The sequence below is a fragment of the Rhodoferax sp. SPJ21 genome, assembly GCF_058216335.1.
On record NZ_JBYZMO010000001.1, the window covers coordinates 477902 to 495390 of the forward strand.

The window sequence follows — 17489 nt, forward strand, 5'->3', positions numbered from 1 at the left end:
CGGTAGCGTTAGTAGCGCTTGCCGCTGACGCGCAGCATCAAGCGCATCACCAGCATGGCCACATATTCCATGGCGCGCTGGCGTAAAGGCCGGCTGGCGTACTGGGCTGGATCCATGGGCCGGCCCTCTTCCTCCATCGCGCGGTGCAGCCGCCCGTGCAGGGTAGCCGCGAAGCTGCTGTCTGAGACCACCACATTGGCCTCGCGGGCCAACAGCAAACTCAGCGGGTCCAGGTTGGACGAACCCACGGTGGCCCAGTGGCCGTCGATGACTGCCACCTTGGCATGCAAAAAGCTGGGCGCGTACTCGAATATCTCGACCCCCGCCCCCAGCAGCACGCCGTACACCGGCCGGGCTGCGTAGTACTGCATAAAGTATTCATAGCGCCCTTGCAGCAGCAGACGCACGCGCACGCCGCGCTGGGCCGCCGCTACCAGGGCCTTGCGCAACCGGAAACCGGGCACAAAGTAGGCGTTGGCAATGATGATCTCGTGCTGCGCACCGGCGATGGCGCGCAGATAGGCAGCCTCGATGCGCATGCGGCTGCGCAGGTTATCGCGCAAAACGAGTGCAGCGGTGGTACTACCTGCGCTAGTAGCTACGAAATCAGTAGCAACAGGAACGGGCCACGATTTGGGCGACAGCAAGATGTTGACCGCGTCGTGCAAGTCATGCTGGCGCAAATCGCGCACGGCCTGCAGGCGCTGCCACAGCACGTCCATGGTGGCGGCAATCTGCGCCACCAGCGGGCCCGTTACCTGCACGGCAAAGTCGAAACGCGGCGCATCCAGCACGCCGTAGCTGGGGTCGTGGAAGTCGTCCAGGATGTTGATGCCGCCGCAAAAAGCCAGCGTGCCGTCCACCACGCACAGCTTGCGGTGCAGGCGCCGCCAGCGCGTGGGCAACAGCAGGCCCCAGAGCTTGACCGGAGAAAACACCCGCCAGCGCACGCCGGCCAGCTCCAGCCGCATGCGCCATTCAGCAGACGGCTCGTCCGTACCCAGACCGTCCACCACCACCTGGGTGCGCACGCCGCGCTGAGCTGCACGCACCAGGGCCTCCCCCACCTGAGCACCCGCACCGGTGAAGTCGAAAATATAGGTCTCTAGCTGTACTGTGTGGCGGGCAGCATCCATAGCGCTGACCAAGGCGGGGAAGAATTCCCTACTACCCTCCAACAATGCCAGCTGGTGACCGCCGCGCAAATGGGCTGCTTGGCGTGGCATGTCACATCCTGAATTCGGCCAGCAGGGGCAAGTGGTCGGACATGCGCCACCAAATCCGCCCGCGCGGCACTTCCAGGCCCAGCGGCTGCATGCCGCGCGCATACACATAGTCCAGCTGCGCCAGGGGCAGGCGCGAGGGATAGGTGCGCACGCCCGACTTGTCGAAGCAGTGCATCTGGATGCGGTTCAGCGCCATGCGCATCTGGTTACCCCAGTCGTTGAAGTCGCCGGCCACCACCAACCGCACATCCGGAGGAATCTCGCGGGCGATATAGGCCGCCAGCTGCTGCACCTGGCGCGCCCGGCTGGCCGGAATCAGCCCCAGGTGCACCACGATCACATGCACTGGTACGTCTTCCACCACCACATGCACGTGCAATAGGCCACGTTGCTCGAAGCGGTGGTCGGATATGTCCTCATGCTTGTGCCAGACCACGGGCCAGCGCGACAGCAGCGCGTTGCCGTGCTCGCCGTGGCGGGTGAAGGCATTGGTCTGGTAGACGGCCTCATAGCCCTCGGGGGCCAGAAAGTCGGCCTGCGGCATGTCGGGCCAGCGGGTGAAGTAGTCCTGCTCGCTGCGGTTGAGCTTGCGCACCTCCTGCAAACAGACGATGTCGGCGTCCAGCTGCTCCACCGCATGGCCCAGGTTGTGGATCTCCAGCCGACGTGCCGGCCCCAGCCCCTGCACGCCCTTATGGATGTTGTAGGTTGCAACGCGTAAGACGGTCATGGCATGAATCGGGGCAACATCAGGATGGCCTCTGCGTTAGAAGGTGAATAACAGGCTTGCGCTGCTGCATGGTACGGCAACCATTGATAGGCCGTGTGCTCCCGCGCGTGGAGCTGCACTGCGGTACCCGCTGGCACCTGCAGGCTGAAGAGTCGCTCGCGGTTCAGCAGCACGCCGGGCGCATAACGGTGCCGCCATTGGGGGTAGATGGGGTAGACGTTTTCCAGCTGCCAGTCGCGCAAACCCGCCGCCAGCAGACTCCCGGCGCCGCAGCGTATGCCGGTTTCCTCGGCTACTTCCCGCGCGGCCGTGAGGGCAAAGTCCTCGTCCCAGTGATCTTTGCTGCCGGTGACAGACTGCCAGTGTTCGTCCGCATCCGCACGGCGTATCAACAGCACGTCCAGGGCTGGCGTATGGATCACCACCAGCACGGATTCGGGGATTTTGAAAGCAACAGCCATGGTGGCATGTTAATCAGCTACTGCCATAAAGGTCATGCGCCAACACACATAGTGTCAAACCACCGGGAGCCTAGAATCAAGCACCGGGCCCAAGCTATTGCCGCCCGGTTTTTTGTGGGCTGTGCAACGCAGCCCCTGCAGCCGGCTCCAGTCCAAGCGCTCCACCTTCTCACCTCAAGAAAGCTGGAACCCCATGGAAATCTTCGACTACGACAACATCCTTCTGCTGCCCCGCCAATGCCGGGTGGAAAGCCGCGCCGAGTGCGACACCAGCGTCACGCTGGGCGGGCGCAGCTTCCGCATCCCGGTGGTGCCGGCGAATATGAAAACCGTGGTGAACGCCCCACTGTGTGTCTGGCTGGCCCAGCACGGCTACTTCTACGTGATGCACCGCTTCGACCTGGACAACGTGCAGTTTGTGCGGGACATGCATGCGCGCGGCGCGTTCGCCTCGATTTCGCTGGGCGTTAAAGCCCCCGACTACGCGACGGTGGACCAGCTGGCCGAAGCCGGCCTGGTGCCCGAATACATCACCATCGACATCGCCCACGGCCATGCCGATACGGTGCAAAAGATGATTGCCTACCTGAAGCAAAAGCTGCCCGCGTCCTTCATCATCGCCGGCAACGTGGGCACACCCGAAGCCGTGATCGACCTGGAAAGCTGGGGCGCTGACGCCACCAAGGTAGGCATAGGCCCGGGTAAGGTCTGCATCACCCGGCTGAAGACCGGTTTTGGCACCGGTGGCTGGCAGCTGTCGGCCCTGAAGTGGTGTGCCCGCGTGGCCACCAAACCCATCATTGCGGACGGCGGCATACGTGAGCATGGCGACATCGCCAAATCCATCCGCTTTGGCGCCAGCATGGTCATGGTGGGCTCGATGCTGGCCGGCCATGAAGAGTCTCCCGGCCAGACGGTGGAGGTGGACGGCAAGCTTTTCAAAGAGTACTACGGCTCGGCCAGCGACCACAACAAGGGCGAGTACAAACACGTGGAAGGCAAGCGCATCCTGGAACCCATCAAGGGCCCGCTGGCCAACACGCTGGTGGAGATGCAGCAGGACATCCAAAGCTCCATCAGCTATTCCGGCGGCCACAAGCTGATGGATATCCGCAAGGTGAACTACGTGGTGCTGGGCGGAGATAACGGCCTGATCATGTAAATGCTACGATTGCGCGGCCAAAAAGGCATCTAGCGCCGCGCGGTCTGGCCCGTTGGCCACACCGCCGGTACGCTGTACCTTCAATGCCGCTGCCGCCGCCGCGAAGCGCAGGGCCTGGCGGTCGCCCTGCCCTTGCGCCAAAGCCACGGCCAGGGCGGCATGGAATACATCGCCGGCACCGTTGGTGTCCACCGCCTTCACGGCAAACGCATCCAAGCTGTGCAGCGTGCCATCGCCCGCCCGCATCCAACGCACACCGCGCGGCCCCAGGGTCACCACCGCCACCTGCGTACCCGCATCCAGCGCCTGCTGCAAGGCGGCAGCCAGCGGCATATCGGGCGCAAACGCCACCAGGCCCGACTCGGAGAACACGGACCAATCGGCCAAGGCGCTCAGGACGCGCAAGTCCTCCTGCGGCGACAAGTCGCCGTCCAGCATGCTGAGTACCCCGTGTGCTTTGGCCCACTGCAGCGCCACCAGGGCACCCGGCATCCAGCGGGGGTCTACCGCCACCATATCGGAGCCCTGCAGCTGGGCCACATCCAAAGGCGCGGCTAGGCGCAAGGCATCGCCACGGCAATTGAAGATCTGCCGCTCGCCGTGCGCGTCAATCACCACCGCCGAGATGGACGAGGTGGCATTCGGTACCCGTTGCAAGCCGGAGCAATCCACCCCCAGGCTGTGCACACGTTGGGCCAAAAAACGCCCCGCATCGTCATCTCCCACGGCGCCAAATAGGCGTACCCGAGCGCCCAGACGCGCTGCGGCAATCGAGGCATTCGCAGCCATGCCACCCGACACCAGGCGGTAGGACTGTGCGGGCGTCTTGGTGGGTTGCGTAGGAAACTGGTCGATGTCAAAACAATGGTCAAGGGCCGCATGCCCCACGGTACTGATATATGGCCCCGCCGCAGCGGAGCCGCCTTTCTGCAACTCACCCATAACATCCCTCGTTGATTCACCGGCTGTTGGCACGCCGTGCGGCCAAGCACTTTGCGGGCATTGTGTCGCAAGAGACTGCGGAAACCTCGGCACTCGCTGGTACTTGCATCGTGGGCCTGTGCAAATAGGTCAAAAAAATATCAAGGGGCTTTAAAAAGCCAGAAATACTGTGCATAATAGAGGGCTTGCCGCAAGCGAATATTAATTGCTTCTAGGCACCGGTTTTAAAGTGGGTTCTTAGCTCAGTTGGTAGAGCAGCGGACTCTTAATCCGTAGGTCGACAGTTCGAATCTGTCAGGACCCACCACTTTTAAGCCTTATAGGCACTGCAAAGCCTGCTATTTAACCGATAGCAGGCTTTTCTTTTTTCCGATCCCCGGAGAAATTGGCAGGCAACCTATAAGCAGCGCGTCCTATTTCTCCTGACGCTGTTCATCCGCCAGTCCCAGCTGCGCCATCGAAGTGCGAATCAACTGCACATCCCCTATCCCGATTGCCACCTCTTCGCATTGGCTGAAACAGGGCTGCTGACGCAAGCGCGCAAGCCGACGACACACTTCGATCAGGTCAATGATCTTCTCCACCACATAGTTGTCGCACACTGGCTGACCAGGGCCGGCACTCGCACTCGCCAAGCGGTTTCGCAGCGCCTGCAGCTTCCCGATCTCTTCAGTTCTTTTGACCTCAGGCAGGCTGCGAAAGCGTGACCAAAAGTCCTCGACATCCCGAACGGCTTGCTCTCCATATTTCATGATGGCTCCTATGGAACAGGTCCATCATGCGCCCGAGGGCTGGGAAAACAGTGCGAACTATTTGGCAAATTCATAGAACCTGAGCATCCGCCAACACGGACCCTTTGAGCCCTGAAACAAGCCGGCCGCCTTTCCGCAACGGCACACAGGCCCACCCAACCAAGTCGTATTGAAAAAAAATAAAAAAGCCTCTAGCGCAGGTGGAATATGCACTGAAGGCTTTCATTTTTATAGCACTACAAGCAGGTCTCTGGACCGCTACACGCAAGCTATTCGGCGTGCGCAGCCTTCTGCGCCATGGCTTGGGCCAAGCCGCCCCACACGGCGCTGAACAGCCCCGGGTCCATGGTCTTGACCTTCTTCATGATGGGCTTGAAGCCCATGTGCGCCAGCACGTCGCGCTCCAGGTCGATGCCGGGGGCAATTTCGGTCAACTCTAGGCCGTCAGTGGTCAACTCGAACACGGCACGCTCGGTAACAAACAACACTTCCTGTTTTCGCAGCGCCGCATCGTGGCCGTTGAAGGTGATCTGTTCGACCTTCTCGATGAACTTGCGCGACTTGCCTTCTTTGACGATGGTGAGTTGGCCGTCGGCCACTTTGACCTCCAGGCCACCGGCGGTGAAGGTGCCGCAGAACACCAGCTTCTTGGTCGAGCGGGTGATGTTGACGAAGCCGCCGCAGCCGACCGGACGGCCGTTGAACTTGCTGACGTTCACATTGCCCCAGTTGTCGGCCTGGGCCAGGCCCAGGAAGCTGGCATCCAGGCCGCCGCCGTCATAGAAGTCAAACTGCAGCGACTGTTCGATGATGGCGTCGGCGTTATAGGCCACGCCAAAGTCGCCCAGCTGCGCCGGGATACCGCCGGTGATGCCACTCTCGATGCTAAGGGTTAATTGGTCGGACACACCCTCTTCCGCCGCCACCGATGGCACGCCGGCGGGGATGCCGATACCGAGGTTGGTAATGGCGCCAGGGGTCAGCTCCATCGCCGTGCGGCGGGCGATGACCTTGCGCTCGTCCAGCGCCATCGGTTCCAGCGAATTGACGGGCACCCGCACATCGCCGCTGAATGCGGGGTTGAACTGCGTGCCAATGGTCTGCATGTGATTCTCGGGCTTGCTGAGCACCACGTAGTCCACCGACACGCCGGGGATCTTCACAGCCTTGGGATGCAGCGTGCCGGACTTGACGATGCGCTCGACCTGCACGATGACGATGCCGCCGCAGGCCTTGGCCGCATGGGCGATGTTGATCTGCTCCAGCAGCATGCCTTCCTTGTCCAGCGTGATGTTGCCGTTTTCATCGGCCACGGTGCCGCGGATGATGGCCACGTCGATCTTCGGCGTGGGGTAGAACAGCCATTCTTCGCCGTTGAATTCGACCAGCTTGACCAGGTCTTCGGTGGACTTGCTGTTGAGCTTGCCGCCTTCGATGCGCGGGTCCACAAAGGTGCCCAGACCGACCTTGGTCAGCAGGCCAGGGCTGCGGCTGGCGATGTGGCGCGTCAGGTGCGACAGGCTGCCCTGCGGAAAGTTGTAGGCCTCGACCTGGCCTTCGAACACCATCTTCATCATCTGAGGCCCGGTCTGCCCAAAGTGGCCGGCCACGGTGCGCTTGATCATGCCGGGGTGCGCAAAGTGGACCATGCCCGCGTCCTTGCTGTTGCCAATCGCGCCGCAGGCCCAGGTGGTGACGTTGCGCGGGTGGCCGGTGTCCAGAAAAGTCTGCTCCACGCCCTTGAGCACTTCTTCGGGAAGGCTGGTGACGGCCAGGCCGCCCAGAAAGATGGTGGCGTCGTCTTGGATGAGGGCGCCGGCTTGCGCAGCAGTAATGATTTGCATGGTGTATTTCTGTACTTTATTGGCTGCTGTCGGTGACTCGCAGGATGGTGGCGTAGCCGCTGTCGCCGGCGGCACAGCCGGTGAACATGCCGGTGCCGCCGCCACGCAGCACCAACTCTTCGATCAACTCGATGATGGCGCGCAGGCCCGTAGGCGCTTGCGGGTGGCCCCAGATGATCGAGCTGCCATAGTTGTTCATCTTTTCCCAGGCAAAACCGGTGTCACGCGCCAGGGCAATGTCGTTGACTGCAAATGGGTTGTGGGTCTTGATGGCGTCAATGTCCTTGATGGACAGGCCCGCATGCTTCAAAGCGTTGAATGCCGCAGGCGATGGCGCCATGGGCATATAGCCGGGCTCCACACGGGCCATGCCAAAGCCCAGGATTTCGATCTCGATATGCGGGTTGACAGATGCCGCACGGGCCAGGTCGCGGGTGGTAACAATGGCGCCGGCATTGCCATCGGCCGGGTGGGTCTGGCCGCCGTAGGTCACGGTGCCGCCCTCTTTCACCGGCTTGAGTTTGGCCAGGCCTTCGGCGGTGGTGGGGAAGATGCCTTCGTCAGTGCTGAGTACGCCGGTCTGCTTGCGGAATTTGGAGTCGCTCAGCGGCACATCCGCCATGTAGCGCTTCTGAAAAGCACGGTCATCGACCAGCGCCTGCTGGTACTGCGTGTAGCGGTGCAGCTTCAGATCGTGCTGCTCGGCGGTGCTGATGCCGTAGCGTGCAGCCACGTTTTCACCAGTCTGCAGCATGGGGTTCTTGGCGTAGGGGTCATGGCCCATGTTGTCGGGCACCCAGTGTTCGCTGATGCCATAGCCACCGGTGCCGCTGGAGTCGGGGTAGTAGACCACCGGGCCGTTGGACTGGCGGTCGGCCATCACCAGCAACGCGCTGGTCGCGGTGCCGCAGACCACCTCTTGCGCGGCCATCTGCAGAGCCCGAACGCTGGTGGCGCAGGCTTGCTGGATGGTGGGACCGGCCACGCGGTCTATACCCATCAGGCCCGTGACCCAGGGCAGGCCGTAGAAACTGCCTTTTTGCGGATTGGTCAGGCCCAAAATGGCCAGGTCGATCTGCGCCATGTCGTAGCCGCGTGCGGCCAGCGCCTGCTTGCCGGTGTGGGCCGCTAGGGGCAAGGCATTCAGGTTGGCCAGCGCACCTTGCCATTTGGCAAACGGGGAGGACCAGTAAATTCCGTAGGGAATATAGGCTTGCATGGAGGTTTTCTGGTTTTGAGAACAGGTCGATTTAGTTATTTATCATAACCAAATTGACCACCAGAACACCTAGGGAAAACACTGGCTCAACCGGGCTGATCCACAGGCCCAGGTCAGCAGATACGCGCCAAGCTCGCCCACCGTGCGCGCAAGCACGGGCTGGTATGAGGCAGTCGTGGCGTGGGTGCAGATCCGAATTTATAGAAAACAGGCCTCTGGCGCAGGTAAACCGTGCGCAAGCAGCTCTCAAAAATATAGCAAGCATATGGGCTATGCTCACCCGGCCATTTACCTACCCTGAATAGACCCATGCTCACCGGCGACCTCAAAAGCAAAATCGACCAGATCTGGAACGCCTTCTGGTCCGGCGGCATCGCCAACCCCATCGAAGTCATCGAGCAAATCACCTACCTGCTCTTCCTGCGCCGCCTCGACGACCTGCACACCCTGGAAGAAAACAAGGCCACCCGCCTCAAGAAACCCATAGAGCGCCGCATCTTCCCCGAGGGCAGCGACCCACGCGGCCGCGCGTTTGACACCCTGCGCTGGAGCCGCTTCAAGAACGAGGCCCCCAGCGAGATGTTCACCATCCTGGGCGAACACGTCTTCCCCTTCCTGCGCACGCTGGGCAGCGACGATTCGACGTATGCCCACCACATGAAGGACGCGCGCTTCACCATCCCCACGCCCGCCCTCTTGGCCAAGGTGGTGGACCTGCTGGACGCCGTGCCCATGGACAACCGCGACACCAAGGGCGACCTGTACGAATACATGCTGGGCAAGATCGCCAGCGCCGGGCAAAACGGCCAGTTCCGCACCCCACGCCACATCATCCAGCTGATGGTGGAAATGACCGCGCCCACGCCCACCGACACCATTTGCGACCCCGCCAGCGGCACCTGCGGCTTTTTGGTGGCAGCGGGCGAATACCTGCGCGAGGTGCACCCCGCGCTGTTCCACGACGCCAAGCTGAACCAGCACTTCAACCATGGCATGTTCCATGGCTACGACTTTGACAACACCATGCTGCGCATCGGCAGCATGAACATGATGCTGCACGGCGTGGACAACCCCGCCATCACCTACCGCGACTCGCTGGGTCAGGAGCACGGCGCAGAGGAAGGCCGCTACAGCCTGGTGCTGGCCAACCCACCCTTCGCCGGCAGCCTGGACTACGAGAACGTGGCCAAAGACCTGCTGCAGACGGTGAAGACCAAAAAGACCGAGCTGCTCTTCCTGGCCCTGTTCCTGCGCCTGCTCAAGCCCGGTGGCCGGGCGGCGGTGATCGTGCCTGACGGCGTGCTCTTCGGCAGCAGCAAAGCCCACAAAGAGCTGCGCCGCATGCTGGTGGAAGAGCAAAAGCTCGACGGCATCGTTAGCCTGCCCGGCGGCGTGTTCAAGCCCTACGCGGGCGTCAGCACCGCCATACTGTTCTTCACCAAAACCAACAGCGGCGGCACCGACAAGGTGTGGTTCTACGACTGCCTGGCCGACGGCTACAGCCTGGACGACAAACGCCAGCCCCTGCTGCCTGAAGAAAAATTAGGCCTGCAGCGCAATCAGCACCTGCGCAAGCAGCTATCAAATGAGGAGCACACCAAAAACAACCTGCCCGACCTGCTGACACGCTGGCACAACCGCAACGCGCCCCAAGCCGACCGCCCCCGCACCGCCCAAAGCTTCTTTGTCCCCCAACACGAGATCGCCGCGAACGGCTACGACCTGAGCATCAACCGCTACAAGGAAGTGGTGCATGCGCAAGTGCAGCACCGCGCGCCATCCGAGATATTGGCGGAGCTGGCCAAGCTGGAGGAGGAGATTGCGGCGGGGATGAAGGTGTTGGAGGGGATGTTGAAGTGAGCGGCGTTCCCATGGTTTCCGTTGGCGAACTAATGGTTTCGCGCGGTGGCAGCGTTAATCCATTGAGCTTTCCGGACGAAGAGTTCGACCTCTACAGCATTCCGGCATTTGACGCTGGCAAGCCTGAAGTCGCCATAGGCGCTGATATTGGGTCAACGAAGCAAGTTGTCCAACCAAATGACGTGCTGCTTTCAAAGATCGTTCCGCACATTCGACGTGCTTGGGTCGTCGGATCAGACAGGGGCCGTCGGCTTATCGGATCTGGCGAATGGATTGTGTTTAGGAGCGAGCGCGTGTGGCCTGAGTATTTGCGCCATGTTCTTGTTGGGAATCCGTTCCACCAGCAATTTATGCAAACCGTTTCCGGTGTTGGCGGTTCACTGCTGCGTGCGCGCCCTGCATTTGTTGCAGGAATTTCTATTCCGCTCCCACCGCTGGAAGAGCAACGCCGCATCGCCGCCATCCTGGATCAGGCCGAAACCCTCCGAACCCAACGCCGCCAAGCCCTAGCCCACCTCGACACCCTCACCCAGTCCCTCTTTCTCGATTTGTTTGGTCATCCACTTATTGAGAACGCCGGTAAGCCTTTCGTATTGATGGAGCAGGTGTGCGAAAAAATTAGTGATGGGACCCACCACTCGCCAAAGATTCAGCCTCAAGGTGTGCCTTACATCACCGCGAAGCACCTAAAAGTGCATGGTTTAGATTTCTATGCAGATCCTTGGTATGTCGCGGAGGAAGACCATCAAGCCATTTACGCAAGATGTGATCCAAAGGTTGGAGATGTCCTTTACATCAAGGATGGCGCCACAACTGGTCTTGCCGCAATAAATGAATACGACTTTCCATTCAGCATGCTGTCCAGTTTGGCATTGCTCAGGCCAAAGAAGAATTTCATGACCTCGCACTACCTTTGTCACTGGTTAAACAGTCAAGAGGTGAAGGAGAAGTTGATAGGTGAAATGGCTGGTGCGGCGATTCGTCGTTTGACGCTGTCGAAAATCAAAGCGGTTCAGGTTCCAGTTCCCCCACTAGCCCTCCAACAAACCTTCGCCACCCGCATCCAATCCATCGAAGCCCTCAAAGTAACCCACCGCACCGCCCTGGCCCAGCTAGACGCCCTGTTCGCCTCGCTACAGCAGCGGGCGTTTGCGGGGGAGTTGTAGTCCCTATGCCGCCTGCCGACCGCCACTTCGTTCTGGGCTATGACCCTGGCGGCAATGGCCGGCACGGATTGGCAGTTTTGCAGGTTCAGCAACAGCAGGGGCTTTGGGTGGCGTCGCACATCGTGGCGCTCAAGGCATTGCCCGACGTGCAGGCCGTCATTGCATGCGCAGAGGCCCGCATAGGCTCGGGTGCGCTAGTGGCTACGGGCATTGACACTCTCACTGCGTGGAGTGGCGGGCCCTCGGGTTGGCGGCAGGCTGACCTGTGGCTGCGCCAGCGCTACCCCGCCGTGAATAACAGTGTGGCCAGCCCCAACTCGCTATTTGGCTCCATGAGCATTGGCGGCAGCTTGCTGTTGCATTGGCTCAGTCAGCGGCAAGACCACGGCGGCACGGTCACCGAGGCGCACCCCAAGGTTTGCTACTACGCCCTGCGCCAAGAACTGCACCCGTGGGCCAAGCACGCCAAGCCCGGCCAGCGCACCGAGGGCTGGCGCTGGCTATTGCAGGAGTTAGGGCTTGGTCTGCCCGACGAGGCACTTGCCGAGGACGCGGACCACGGCTTCGACGCCCTGATGGGTTGCCTAGCCGCACTGCGCGGGCTCAACGGCCAATGGACGCTCGATTTGCACGAGGCTGGGCGGGCTGCAGAAGTGCATCCGTTTGGGCGGACGCACTACTGGTGGCCGGACATGGGGCGTACTGGGGGATAGTTCTGGTTTTGCCACAAAAACTGCATTTTTTCGTGGCAATAGAGCTGGTGTTTTTCCGAGAAATGATTCATTTTTCAGACAAATAGAAAGCAATTTTGTTAAAAATACCTACTTGTACTTTTAACAAAAAATACCCACAATAAGGCCATGAGCCCCCAGCCAGCCTCAAAACCTACCCAAAAGCCTGCAAGTGCGTCCGCGCCTGCAGCCACCCTGGCGCGGCAGGTGGCGCAGCGGGTTGCACGCTGGGCGAAAAAAGAGCCCGCGCGGGTATTCACCCCGGCAGACTTTTTAGACCTGGGCACGCCTCACGCGGTAGGCATGGCGCTGTCGCGCATGGTGCGCGCCAACACATTGCGTCGCGTGGCGCGTGGCCTATATGACGTGCCGCGCAGTCACCCGCTGCTGGGCGAGCTAAGCCCCTCAACCGACGCACTGGTGCAAGCGGTAGCCCGGCGCGATGGCGTAGTGGTGCAGCCGCTGGATGTGGAGGCCACCAACCTACTGGGCTTGAGCGAGCAGGTGGTAGCCAAGCCGGTGTTTGAGACCAATGGCCCCAGCCGCACGCTGCGCGTGGGCGGGCAAGAGATTGAGTTCAGGCACCGCTCACCCCGGCGCGTAACCGCCGCTGCCGAATCTAGCAACTTGGTGTTTGCCGCGCTGCGCGGTCTGGGCAAAGCCCACGTTACGCTGGAGCGGGTCGCGCACCTGCAGCAGATGCTGCCGCCCAAGCAACGCGCGCAGTTGCTGAAAGATTTGCCACTCGCACCGGTGTGGATGCACCCGTTCCTGCGCCACATTGCGGAGAAAAACTGATGCCCACAGCTACCCCCAGTTTTGCCCTGCAGAGCGTGCAGGAGCGCCGTTTGATCCTCACCGAAGCTGCGGCGCGCCTGCGCTTGGCTCCGCTGATTGTGGAGAAAGACTTTTGGGTGGGCTGGCTGCTGGGGCGCCTGTTTGCTATGCCAGCACTGACAGGGCAGGTGCAGTTCAAAGGCGGTACGTCGCTGTCTATGGTGTTTGGCGCTGTGCAGCGCTTTTCTGAAGACATTGACTTGGCTATCTTGCCCGCTGCGCTGGGCTTTGAAGAGGGCTACTTCAACGACGCGCCATCTGCCAGCCAGCGCCGCAAGCGCATGGAAGCGCTGGCACAAGCCAGCGAGGCTTATGTGCAGCGCCTACAGCCCGTGCTGGAGGCAGAAATTGCATCCGTATTGGGCGCCAGCCCAGGTGGAGCAAGCTGGCTTGGCTATGAGATAGATAGCAATGCGGGTACGCCAAACCTGTGGTTTACTTACCCCAGCGTCACCCCACAAACCAGTGCTTACATTGCCAAGCGGGTAAAGCTGGAGTTTGGTTCGCTCACTAATCAGCAGCCCAGTGTGCAGGCCGTGGCGCGCACCATGCTTTCTGGCGTATTACCGGCGGGAGCTTTTTCCGACCTTGTTGCTCCGGTAGTGGTTTTGGACGTAGCCCGCACGTTTTGGGAGAAAGCGACCATCTTGCATGCACAATACCACCGGCCAGAACATTTGCCGGTACGTGACCGCTTTGCGCGGCATTACTCAGACTTTTGTGCGCTGTGGCAGCAAGACCATGCCCGCACGGCTGGACTGGCCCGATTGGATTTATTGGCTGACGTAGCGCTGCACAAGAGCCGCTACTTTGCTTCCTCGTGGGCCAATTACGACAGTGCCGTGCCCGGCACACTCAAACTGGTGCCGCCCGCGTACCGTTGGGATGCAATCAGCGAAGACTATGCGACGATGCTGCCCATGTTTTTGACCGAACCGCCACCGTTTGCAACACTGATGCAGCGTCTGGCAGAGGCAGAAGCTGCTTTGAACGCGCAATCAGACGCGGAGCAGGCAAAAGGCAACAAACAGTAGGGAGTTCGATGGCGTCCAATTTTTCATTCCTGCAAGCCGAATGGCCCGCGCTGTATGCCGAGGCCACCAAGGCGGAGCAGGCCGCTTTGAGCGACCCGCGCACGGCCTGCTTCTACGCCCGGCGCACGCTGGAGCTGGCGGTGGTGTGGCTGTTCCAGGCCGAGGGGGGACGCTCTGGCCGGCTGCAAATGCCCTACAAGCCCGACCTGTCCGCCTACCTGTTCGAGCCCAGTTTCAAGCTGCTGGTAGGCCCCGCGCTGCACGCCAAGATGGACGTGGTGCGCAAACAGGGCAACAACGCCGTGCACAGCGCGCGGCCTATCACCGCGCAAGACGCCACCGCCGTGCTGCGCGAGCTGTTCCAGGTGGCGTTTTGGCTGGCGCGCAACTACGGGCGCAACGTGGCTGTGCGGCCCGACCCGGCGCTGCAGTTCCGTGCCGACCAGCTGCCCCGCCCAGCAGATGCCACGGCGGCTCAAGCCACCCAGGCCGCCCTGAAGCAGCTGGCCAATGAGCTGGCGGCGCGTGATGCTGCACTGGCCGCTGCCAATCAAAAGACGGCCGCACTGGACGCCGAGCTGGCCCAGCTACGTGCCGACGTAGCCGCCGCCAAAGCCGCCAACACAGCCACGCCCGACACCCACGACTACAACGAAGCCGAGACGCGCGACCTCCATGTCGACCTGCTGCTCAAGGAAGCAGGCTGGAAGCTGGACCAAGCCCGCGACCGTGAATACGAAGTGCAAGGCATGCCCAACAACCAGGGCGTGGGCTACGTGGACTACGTGCTGTGGGGCGACGACGGCAAGCCGTTGGCGGTGGTGGAAGCCAAGCGCACCCGGCGCGATGCGCGCGTGGGCCAGCAGCAGGCCAAGCTGTATGCGGATTGCCTGCACACCCAGTTCGGCCAGCGCCCGCTGATCTACACCACCAATGGCTACGAGCATTGGTTCTGGGACGACAGCACGTACCCGCCGCGCCCGGTGCAGGGCTTCCACAAAAAGGACGAACTACAGCTGCTGGTGCAGCGCCGCACCTCCAGCAAGCCGCTGGCTGCCGTCACCATCAACCCCGCTATCGTGGAGCGGCACTACCAGTTGCGCGCCATTCGCCGCATTGGCGAAACCTTTGAGCGCGACCGCCAGCGCAAGGCCCTGGTGGTGATGGCGACAGGTGCAGGCAAGACCCGCACCGTGATTGCGCTGGTAGACCTGCTGCAGCGGGCCAACTGGGCCAAGCGCATCTTGTTTCTGGCCGACCGCGTGGCGCTGGTGAACCAGGCGGCCAATGCCTTCAAGGCGCATTTGCCCGACGCGGCTGCGGTGAACCTGGTGAAAGACAAAGCCACCGAGGCACGCGTTTATGTGAGCACCTACCCTACGATGATGGGGCTGATCAACGAGACTGACGAAGGCTTACGCCGCTTTGGCGTGGGCCACTTTGACCTGATCATCGTGGACGAGGCGCACCGCTCGATCTACCAAAAGTACAAAGCCATATTTGCCTACTTTGACGCGCTACTGGTGGGCCTGACGGCCACGCCCAAGGACGAGATAGACCGCAACACCTATGGCCTTTTTGGCCTGGAAGACGGCGTACCCACCGATGCCTACGGCCTGGAAGACGCGATTGACGAAGGCTACCTGGTGCCGCCACGCGCGGTGTCGGTGCCGCTGAAGTTTCAGCGCGAGGGCATCAAATACGCCGAACTGAGCGATGCCGAGCGCGAGCAGTGGGACGAACTGGACTGGGATGAAGACGGCCAAGCGCCAGATGAGGTAGGCGCCGAGGCGGTGAACAAATGGCTTTTCAACACCGACACGGTGGACAAAGTGCTGGAAACGCTGATGCGTAAAGGCCACTATGTAGCGGGCGGCGACCAGCTGGGCAAGACCATCGTCTTTGCCAAAAACAATGCGCACGCCAACTTCATTGCCGAGCGATTCAACGCCAACTACCCGCACTACGCGGGGCAATTTGCCCGTGTCATCACTTACCAGACCGAGTACGCGCAGAGCCTGATCGACGACTTCAGCGTCAAAGAGAAAGCGCCACACATTGCCATTTCAGTGGACATGCTGGATACCGGCATTGACGTGCCCGAGGTGGTGAACCTGGTGTTCTTCAAGATCGTGCGCTCCAAGGCCAAGTTTTGGCAGATGCTGGGGCGCGGCACCCGCTTGTGCAAAGACTTGTTCGGGCCGGAGCAGGACAAGAAAGAGTTTTTGATCCTCGACTTCTGCCAAAACCTGGAGTTCTTCAGCCAGAACCTGGAAGGCAGCAAGGGCGTTGTGGCAGAACCCCTGAGCCAGCGCACTTTCAAGGCACGGCTGGAGCTGCTGGCTGTGCTGGATGCACAGCTAGCGCAAGGGGCAGACGGTTGGATTGCGGCAGAACCTGTGCCGGGCTATGGCCTGACTGCCGTCACCCTGCGCGCAGACATCGCCAGCCATTTGCACGCCGTGGTGGCGGGTATGCGACTCGACAACTTTGTGGTGCGCCCACAGCGCCGCTGGGTAGAGCAATGGAGCCAAGCCACTGCCTGGCACACGGTGACGGGCGATCAGCTGACAGACTTGGCCCAGCATGTGTCTGGCCTGCCCAGCAGCGTGCGCGACGACGACGAAGAAGCCAAGCGCTTTGACCTGCTGATGCTGCGCACCCAGTTGGCTAGCGCCCATGGCGACATAGGCTTTGCGCGCTTGCGCGATCAGGTGCGTACGCTGGCCGATAGCCTGAGCGAGCTGGGCAGCATCCCCGACGTGAAAAAGCACATGGTGCTGATTGAGGCCGTGGCGGGCGAAGAGTGGTGGCAGGACGTGACCTTGCCCATGCTGGAGCAGGTGCGCAGGCATTTGCGCGGGCTCATCAAACTGCTGGCAAAAACGCAGCGCAAGGTGGTGTACACCGACTTTGAAGACGTCGTGGGCGAGGCGACCGAAGTGGCTTTGCCGTTGGGCGGCAGCGCGGGTGACTTTGAGCGCTTTCGCCTCAAGGTGCGCGCCTTCTTGCGTGCGCATGAGAACCACATCACCCTGCACAAGCTGCGCCGCAACCAGCCGCTCACCGCCACCGACCTGGCCGAGCTGGAGCGCTTGCTGGTTGACAGCGGCACCGGCACCGCTGAGGACGTGGCCCGCGCCGGGCAGGAAGCACATGGGCTGGGACTGTTTGTGCGCGCACTGGTGGGGCTAGACCGCGAAGCCGCCACGCAGGCGCTGAACGGCTTTGTAGCGGGCAAGACACTCAGCGCCAACCAGCTGGAGTTTGTGAACCTGGTCGTCACCCACCTGACCGAGCGCGGGGTGATGGAGCCCGGCTTGCTGTACGAGCCGCCCTTCACCAGCTACGCACCCCAGGGGCCGGACGCTCTGTTCACATCCGCCCAGGTGGACGAGCTGTTTGGGGTGCTGGACCACGTCAAGGCTACGGCGCTGGCAGCCTGAGTTTCATATGAAAAAGTGGCTCTAGCGCAGGTATTACCTGCGCAAGCAGCTACAAATTAAATAGCATTCAAGATTCAAG

Annotated in this window: 14 protein-coding genes, 1 tRNA gene and 1 pseudogene; 8 read left to right on the top strand and 8 right to left on the bottom strand. The window is 61.4% G+C overall.

From position 1 onward, the window contains the following. Window positions 1–8: 8 nt before the first annotated feature. The 3 genes from clsB to nudB are packed head-to-tail and all read right to left on the bottom strand — an operon-like array spanning window position 9 to window position 2417. Window positions 9–1226, bottom strand: coding sequence for a cardiolipin synthase ClsB (gene clsB / locus AC4BBN_RS02090; RefSeq protein ID WP_490590293.1), 1218 nt, complete (start codon window positions 1224–1226; stop codon window positions 9–11). A gap of 1 nt (window position 1227) precedes the next feature. Further along, window positions 1228–1956: an endonuclease/exonuclease/phosphatase family protein gene (locus AC4BBN_RS02095; RefSeq protein ID WP_490590294.1), complete on the bottom strand. Its 729-nt coding sequence runs from the start codon at window positions 1954–1956 to the stop codon at window positions 1228–1230. Next, on the bottom strand, window positions 1953–2417 hold the full coding sequence (gene nudB / locus AC4BBN_RS02100; RefSeq protein WP_490590295.1) for a dihydroneopterin triphosphate diphosphatase: 465 nt from the start codon (window positions 2415–2417) through the stop codon (window positions 1953–1955). The genes AC4BBN_RS02095 and nudB overlap by 4 nt, the downstream gene beginning before the upstream one ends. Window positions 2418–2610: 193 nt before the next feature. On the opposite strand from nudB, the gene AC4BBN_RS02105 reads away from it, so the two are divergent. Next, a complete protein-coding gene (locus tag AC4BBN_RS02105) occupies window positions 2611–3579 on the top strand; it encodes a GMP reductase (protein ID WP_490590296.1) in 969 nt (322 codons plus the stop codon). Window positions 3580–3582: 3 nt separating this feature from the next. On the opposite strand, the gene AC4BBN_RS02110 is transcribed toward AC4BBN_RS02105, so the two are convergent. Next, the gene (locus tag AC4BBN_RS02110) at window positions 3583–4521 is read right to left on the bottom strand and encodes a PfkB family carbohydrate kinase (protein WP_490590297.1); all 939 of its coding nucleotides are present in this window, start codon (window positions 4519–4521) and stop codon (window positions 3583–3585) included. Window positions 4522–4752: 231 nt separating this feature from the next. On the opposite strand from AC4BBN_RS02110, the gene AC4BBN_RS02115 reads away from it, so the two are divergent. Continuing rightward, a tRNA-Lys gene (locus tag AC4BBN_RS02115) sits at window positions 4753–4828 on the top strand. 106 nt (window positions 4829–4934) lie between these two features. Here AC4BBN_RS02115 and AC4BBN_RS02120 read toward each other — a convergent pair. From AC4BBN_RS02120 to AC4BBN_RS02135, 4 genes and pseudogenes are all read right to left on the bottom strand, one after another. Next, on the bottom strand, window positions 4935–5273 hold the full coding sequence (locus AC4BBN_RS02120; RefSeq protein WP_490590298.1) for a hypothetical protein: 339 nt from the start codon (window positions 5271–5273) through the stop codon (window positions 4935–4937). A 269-nt stretch (window positions 5274–5542) separates the two neighbouring features. Next, the gene (locus AC4BBN_RS02125) at window positions 5543–7117 is read right to left on the bottom strand and encodes an acyl CoA:acetate/3-ketoacid CoA transferase (RefSeq protein ID WP_490590299.1); all 1575 of its coding nucleotides are present in this window, start codon (window positions 7115–7117) and stop codon (window positions 5543–5545) included. Between the two features lie 16 nt (window positions 7118–7133). After that, window positions 7134–7562, bottom strand: coding sequence for a hypothetical protein (locus AC4BBN_RS02130; protein ID WP_490591373.1), 429 nt, complete (start codon window positions 7560–7562; stop codon window positions 7134–7136). Between the two features lie 45 nt (window positions 7563–7607). Beyond that, a pseudogene (locus tag AC4BBN_RS02135) lies at window positions 7608–8336 on the bottom strand (thiolase family protein); the annotation flags it as partial. Window positions 8337–8645: 309 nt separating this feature from the next. Between AC4BBN_RS02135 and AC4BBN_RS02140 the strand changes: the two are divergent. The 6 genes from AC4BBN_RS02140 to AC4BBN_RS02165 all read left to right on the top strand — a co-directional run bounded on the left by AC4BBN_RS02140 (window position 8646) and on the right by AC4BBN_RS02165 (window position 17410). Then, window positions 8646–10196: a class I SAM-dependent DNA methyltransferase gene (locus AC4BBN_RS02140; RefSeq protein ID WP_490590300.1), complete on the top strand. Its 1551-nt coding sequence runs from the start codon at window positions 8646–8648 to the stop codon at window positions 10194–10196. Between the two features lie 11 nt (window positions 10197–10207). Beyond that, complete coding sequence (locus AC4BBN_RS02145; RefSeq protein ID WP_490590301.1) at window positions 10208–11362, top strand: restriction endonuclease subunit S; 1155 nt, start codon at window positions 10208–10210, stop codon at window positions 11360–11362. A 5-nt stretch (window positions 11363–11367) separates the two neighbouring features. Continuing rightward, window positions 11368–12075: a hypothetical protein gene (locus AC4BBN_RS02150; protein ID WP_490590302.1), complete on the top strand. Its 708-nt coding sequence runs from the start codon at window positions 11368–11370 to the stop codon at window positions 12073–12075. A gap of 147 nt (window positions 12076–12222) precedes the next feature. Continuing rightward, a complete protein-coding gene (locus AC4BBN_RS02155; RefSeq protein WP_490590303.1) occupies window positions 12223–12891 on the top strand; it encodes a DUF6088 family protein in 669 nt (222 codons plus the stop codon). Then, complete coding sequence (locus AC4BBN_RS02160; protein ID WP_490590304.1) at window positions 12891–13964, top strand: nucleotidyl transferase AbiEii/AbiGii toxin family protein; 1074 nt, start codon at window positions 12891–12893, stop codon at window positions 13962–13964. Before AC4BBN_RS02155 ends, AC4BBN_RS02160 begins: the two co-directional genes overlap by 1 nt. An 8-nt stretch (window positions 13965–13972) precedes the next feature. Further along, window positions 13973–17410: a DEAD/DEAH box helicase family protein gene (locus AC4BBN_RS02165; protein ID WP_490590305.1), complete on the top strand. Its 3438-nt coding sequence runs from the start codon at window positions 13973–13975 to the stop codon at window positions 17408–17410. Window positions 17411–17489 lie beyond the last annotated feature (79 nt).

Excerpts from the sequence above, each read along its gene's own strand:
- clsB (WP_490590293.1), bottom strand. The coding sequence starts at position 1,226 with ATGCCACGCCAAGCAGCCCATTTGCGCGGCGGTCACCAGCTGGCATTG.
- AC4BBN_RS02095 (WP_490590294.1), bottom strand. The coding sequence starts at position 1,956 with ATGACCGTCTTACGCGTTGCAACCTACAACATCCATAAGGGCGTGCAG.
- nudB (WP_490590295.1), bottom strand. The coding sequence starts at position 2,417 with ATGGCTGTTGCTTTCAAAATCCCCGAATCCGTGCTGGTGGTGATCCAT.
- AC4BBN_RS02105 (WP_490590296.1), top strand. The coding sequence starts at position 2,611 with ATGGAAATCTTCGACTACGACAACATCCTTCTGCTGCCCCGCCAATGC.
- AC4BBN_RS02110 (WP_490590297.1), bottom strand. The coding sequence starts at position 4,521 with ATGGGTGAGTTGCAGAAAGGCGGCTCCGCTGCGGCGGGGCCATATATC.
- AC4BBN_RS02120 (WP_490590298.1), bottom strand. The coding sequence starts at position 5,273 with ATGAAATATGGAGAGCAAGCCGTTCGGGATGTCGAGGACTTTTGGTCA.
- AC4BBN_RS02125 (WP_490590299.1), bottom strand. The coding sequence starts at position 7,117 with ATGCAAATCATTACTGCTGCGCAAGCCGGCGCCCTCATCCAAGACGAC.
- AC4BBN_RS02140 (WP_490590300.1), top strand. The coding sequence starts at position 8,646 with ATGCTCACCGGCGACCTCAAAAGCAAAATCGACCAGATCTGGAACGCC.
- AC4BBN_RS02145 (WP_490590301.1), top strand. The coding sequence starts at position 10,208 with ATGGTTTCCGTTGGCGAACTAATGGTTTCGCGCGGTGGCAGCGTTAAT.
- AC4BBN_RS02150 (WP_490590302.1), top strand. The coding sequence starts at position 11,368 with ATGCCGCCTGCCGACCGCCACTTCGTTCTGGGCTATGACCCTGGCGGC.
- AC4BBN_RS02155 (WP_490590303.1), top strand. The coding sequence starts at position 12,223 with ATGAGCCCCCAGCCAGCCTCAAAACCTACCCAAAAGCCTGCAAGTGCG.
- AC4BBN_RS02160 (WP_490590304.1), top strand. The coding sequence starts at position 12,891 with ATGCCCACAGCTACCCCCAGTTTTGCCCTGCAGAGCGTGCAGGAGCGC.
- AC4BBN_RS02165 (WP_490590305.1), top strand. The coding sequence starts at position 13,973 with ATGGCGTCCAATTTTTCATTCCTGCAAGCCGAATGGCCCGCGCTGTAT.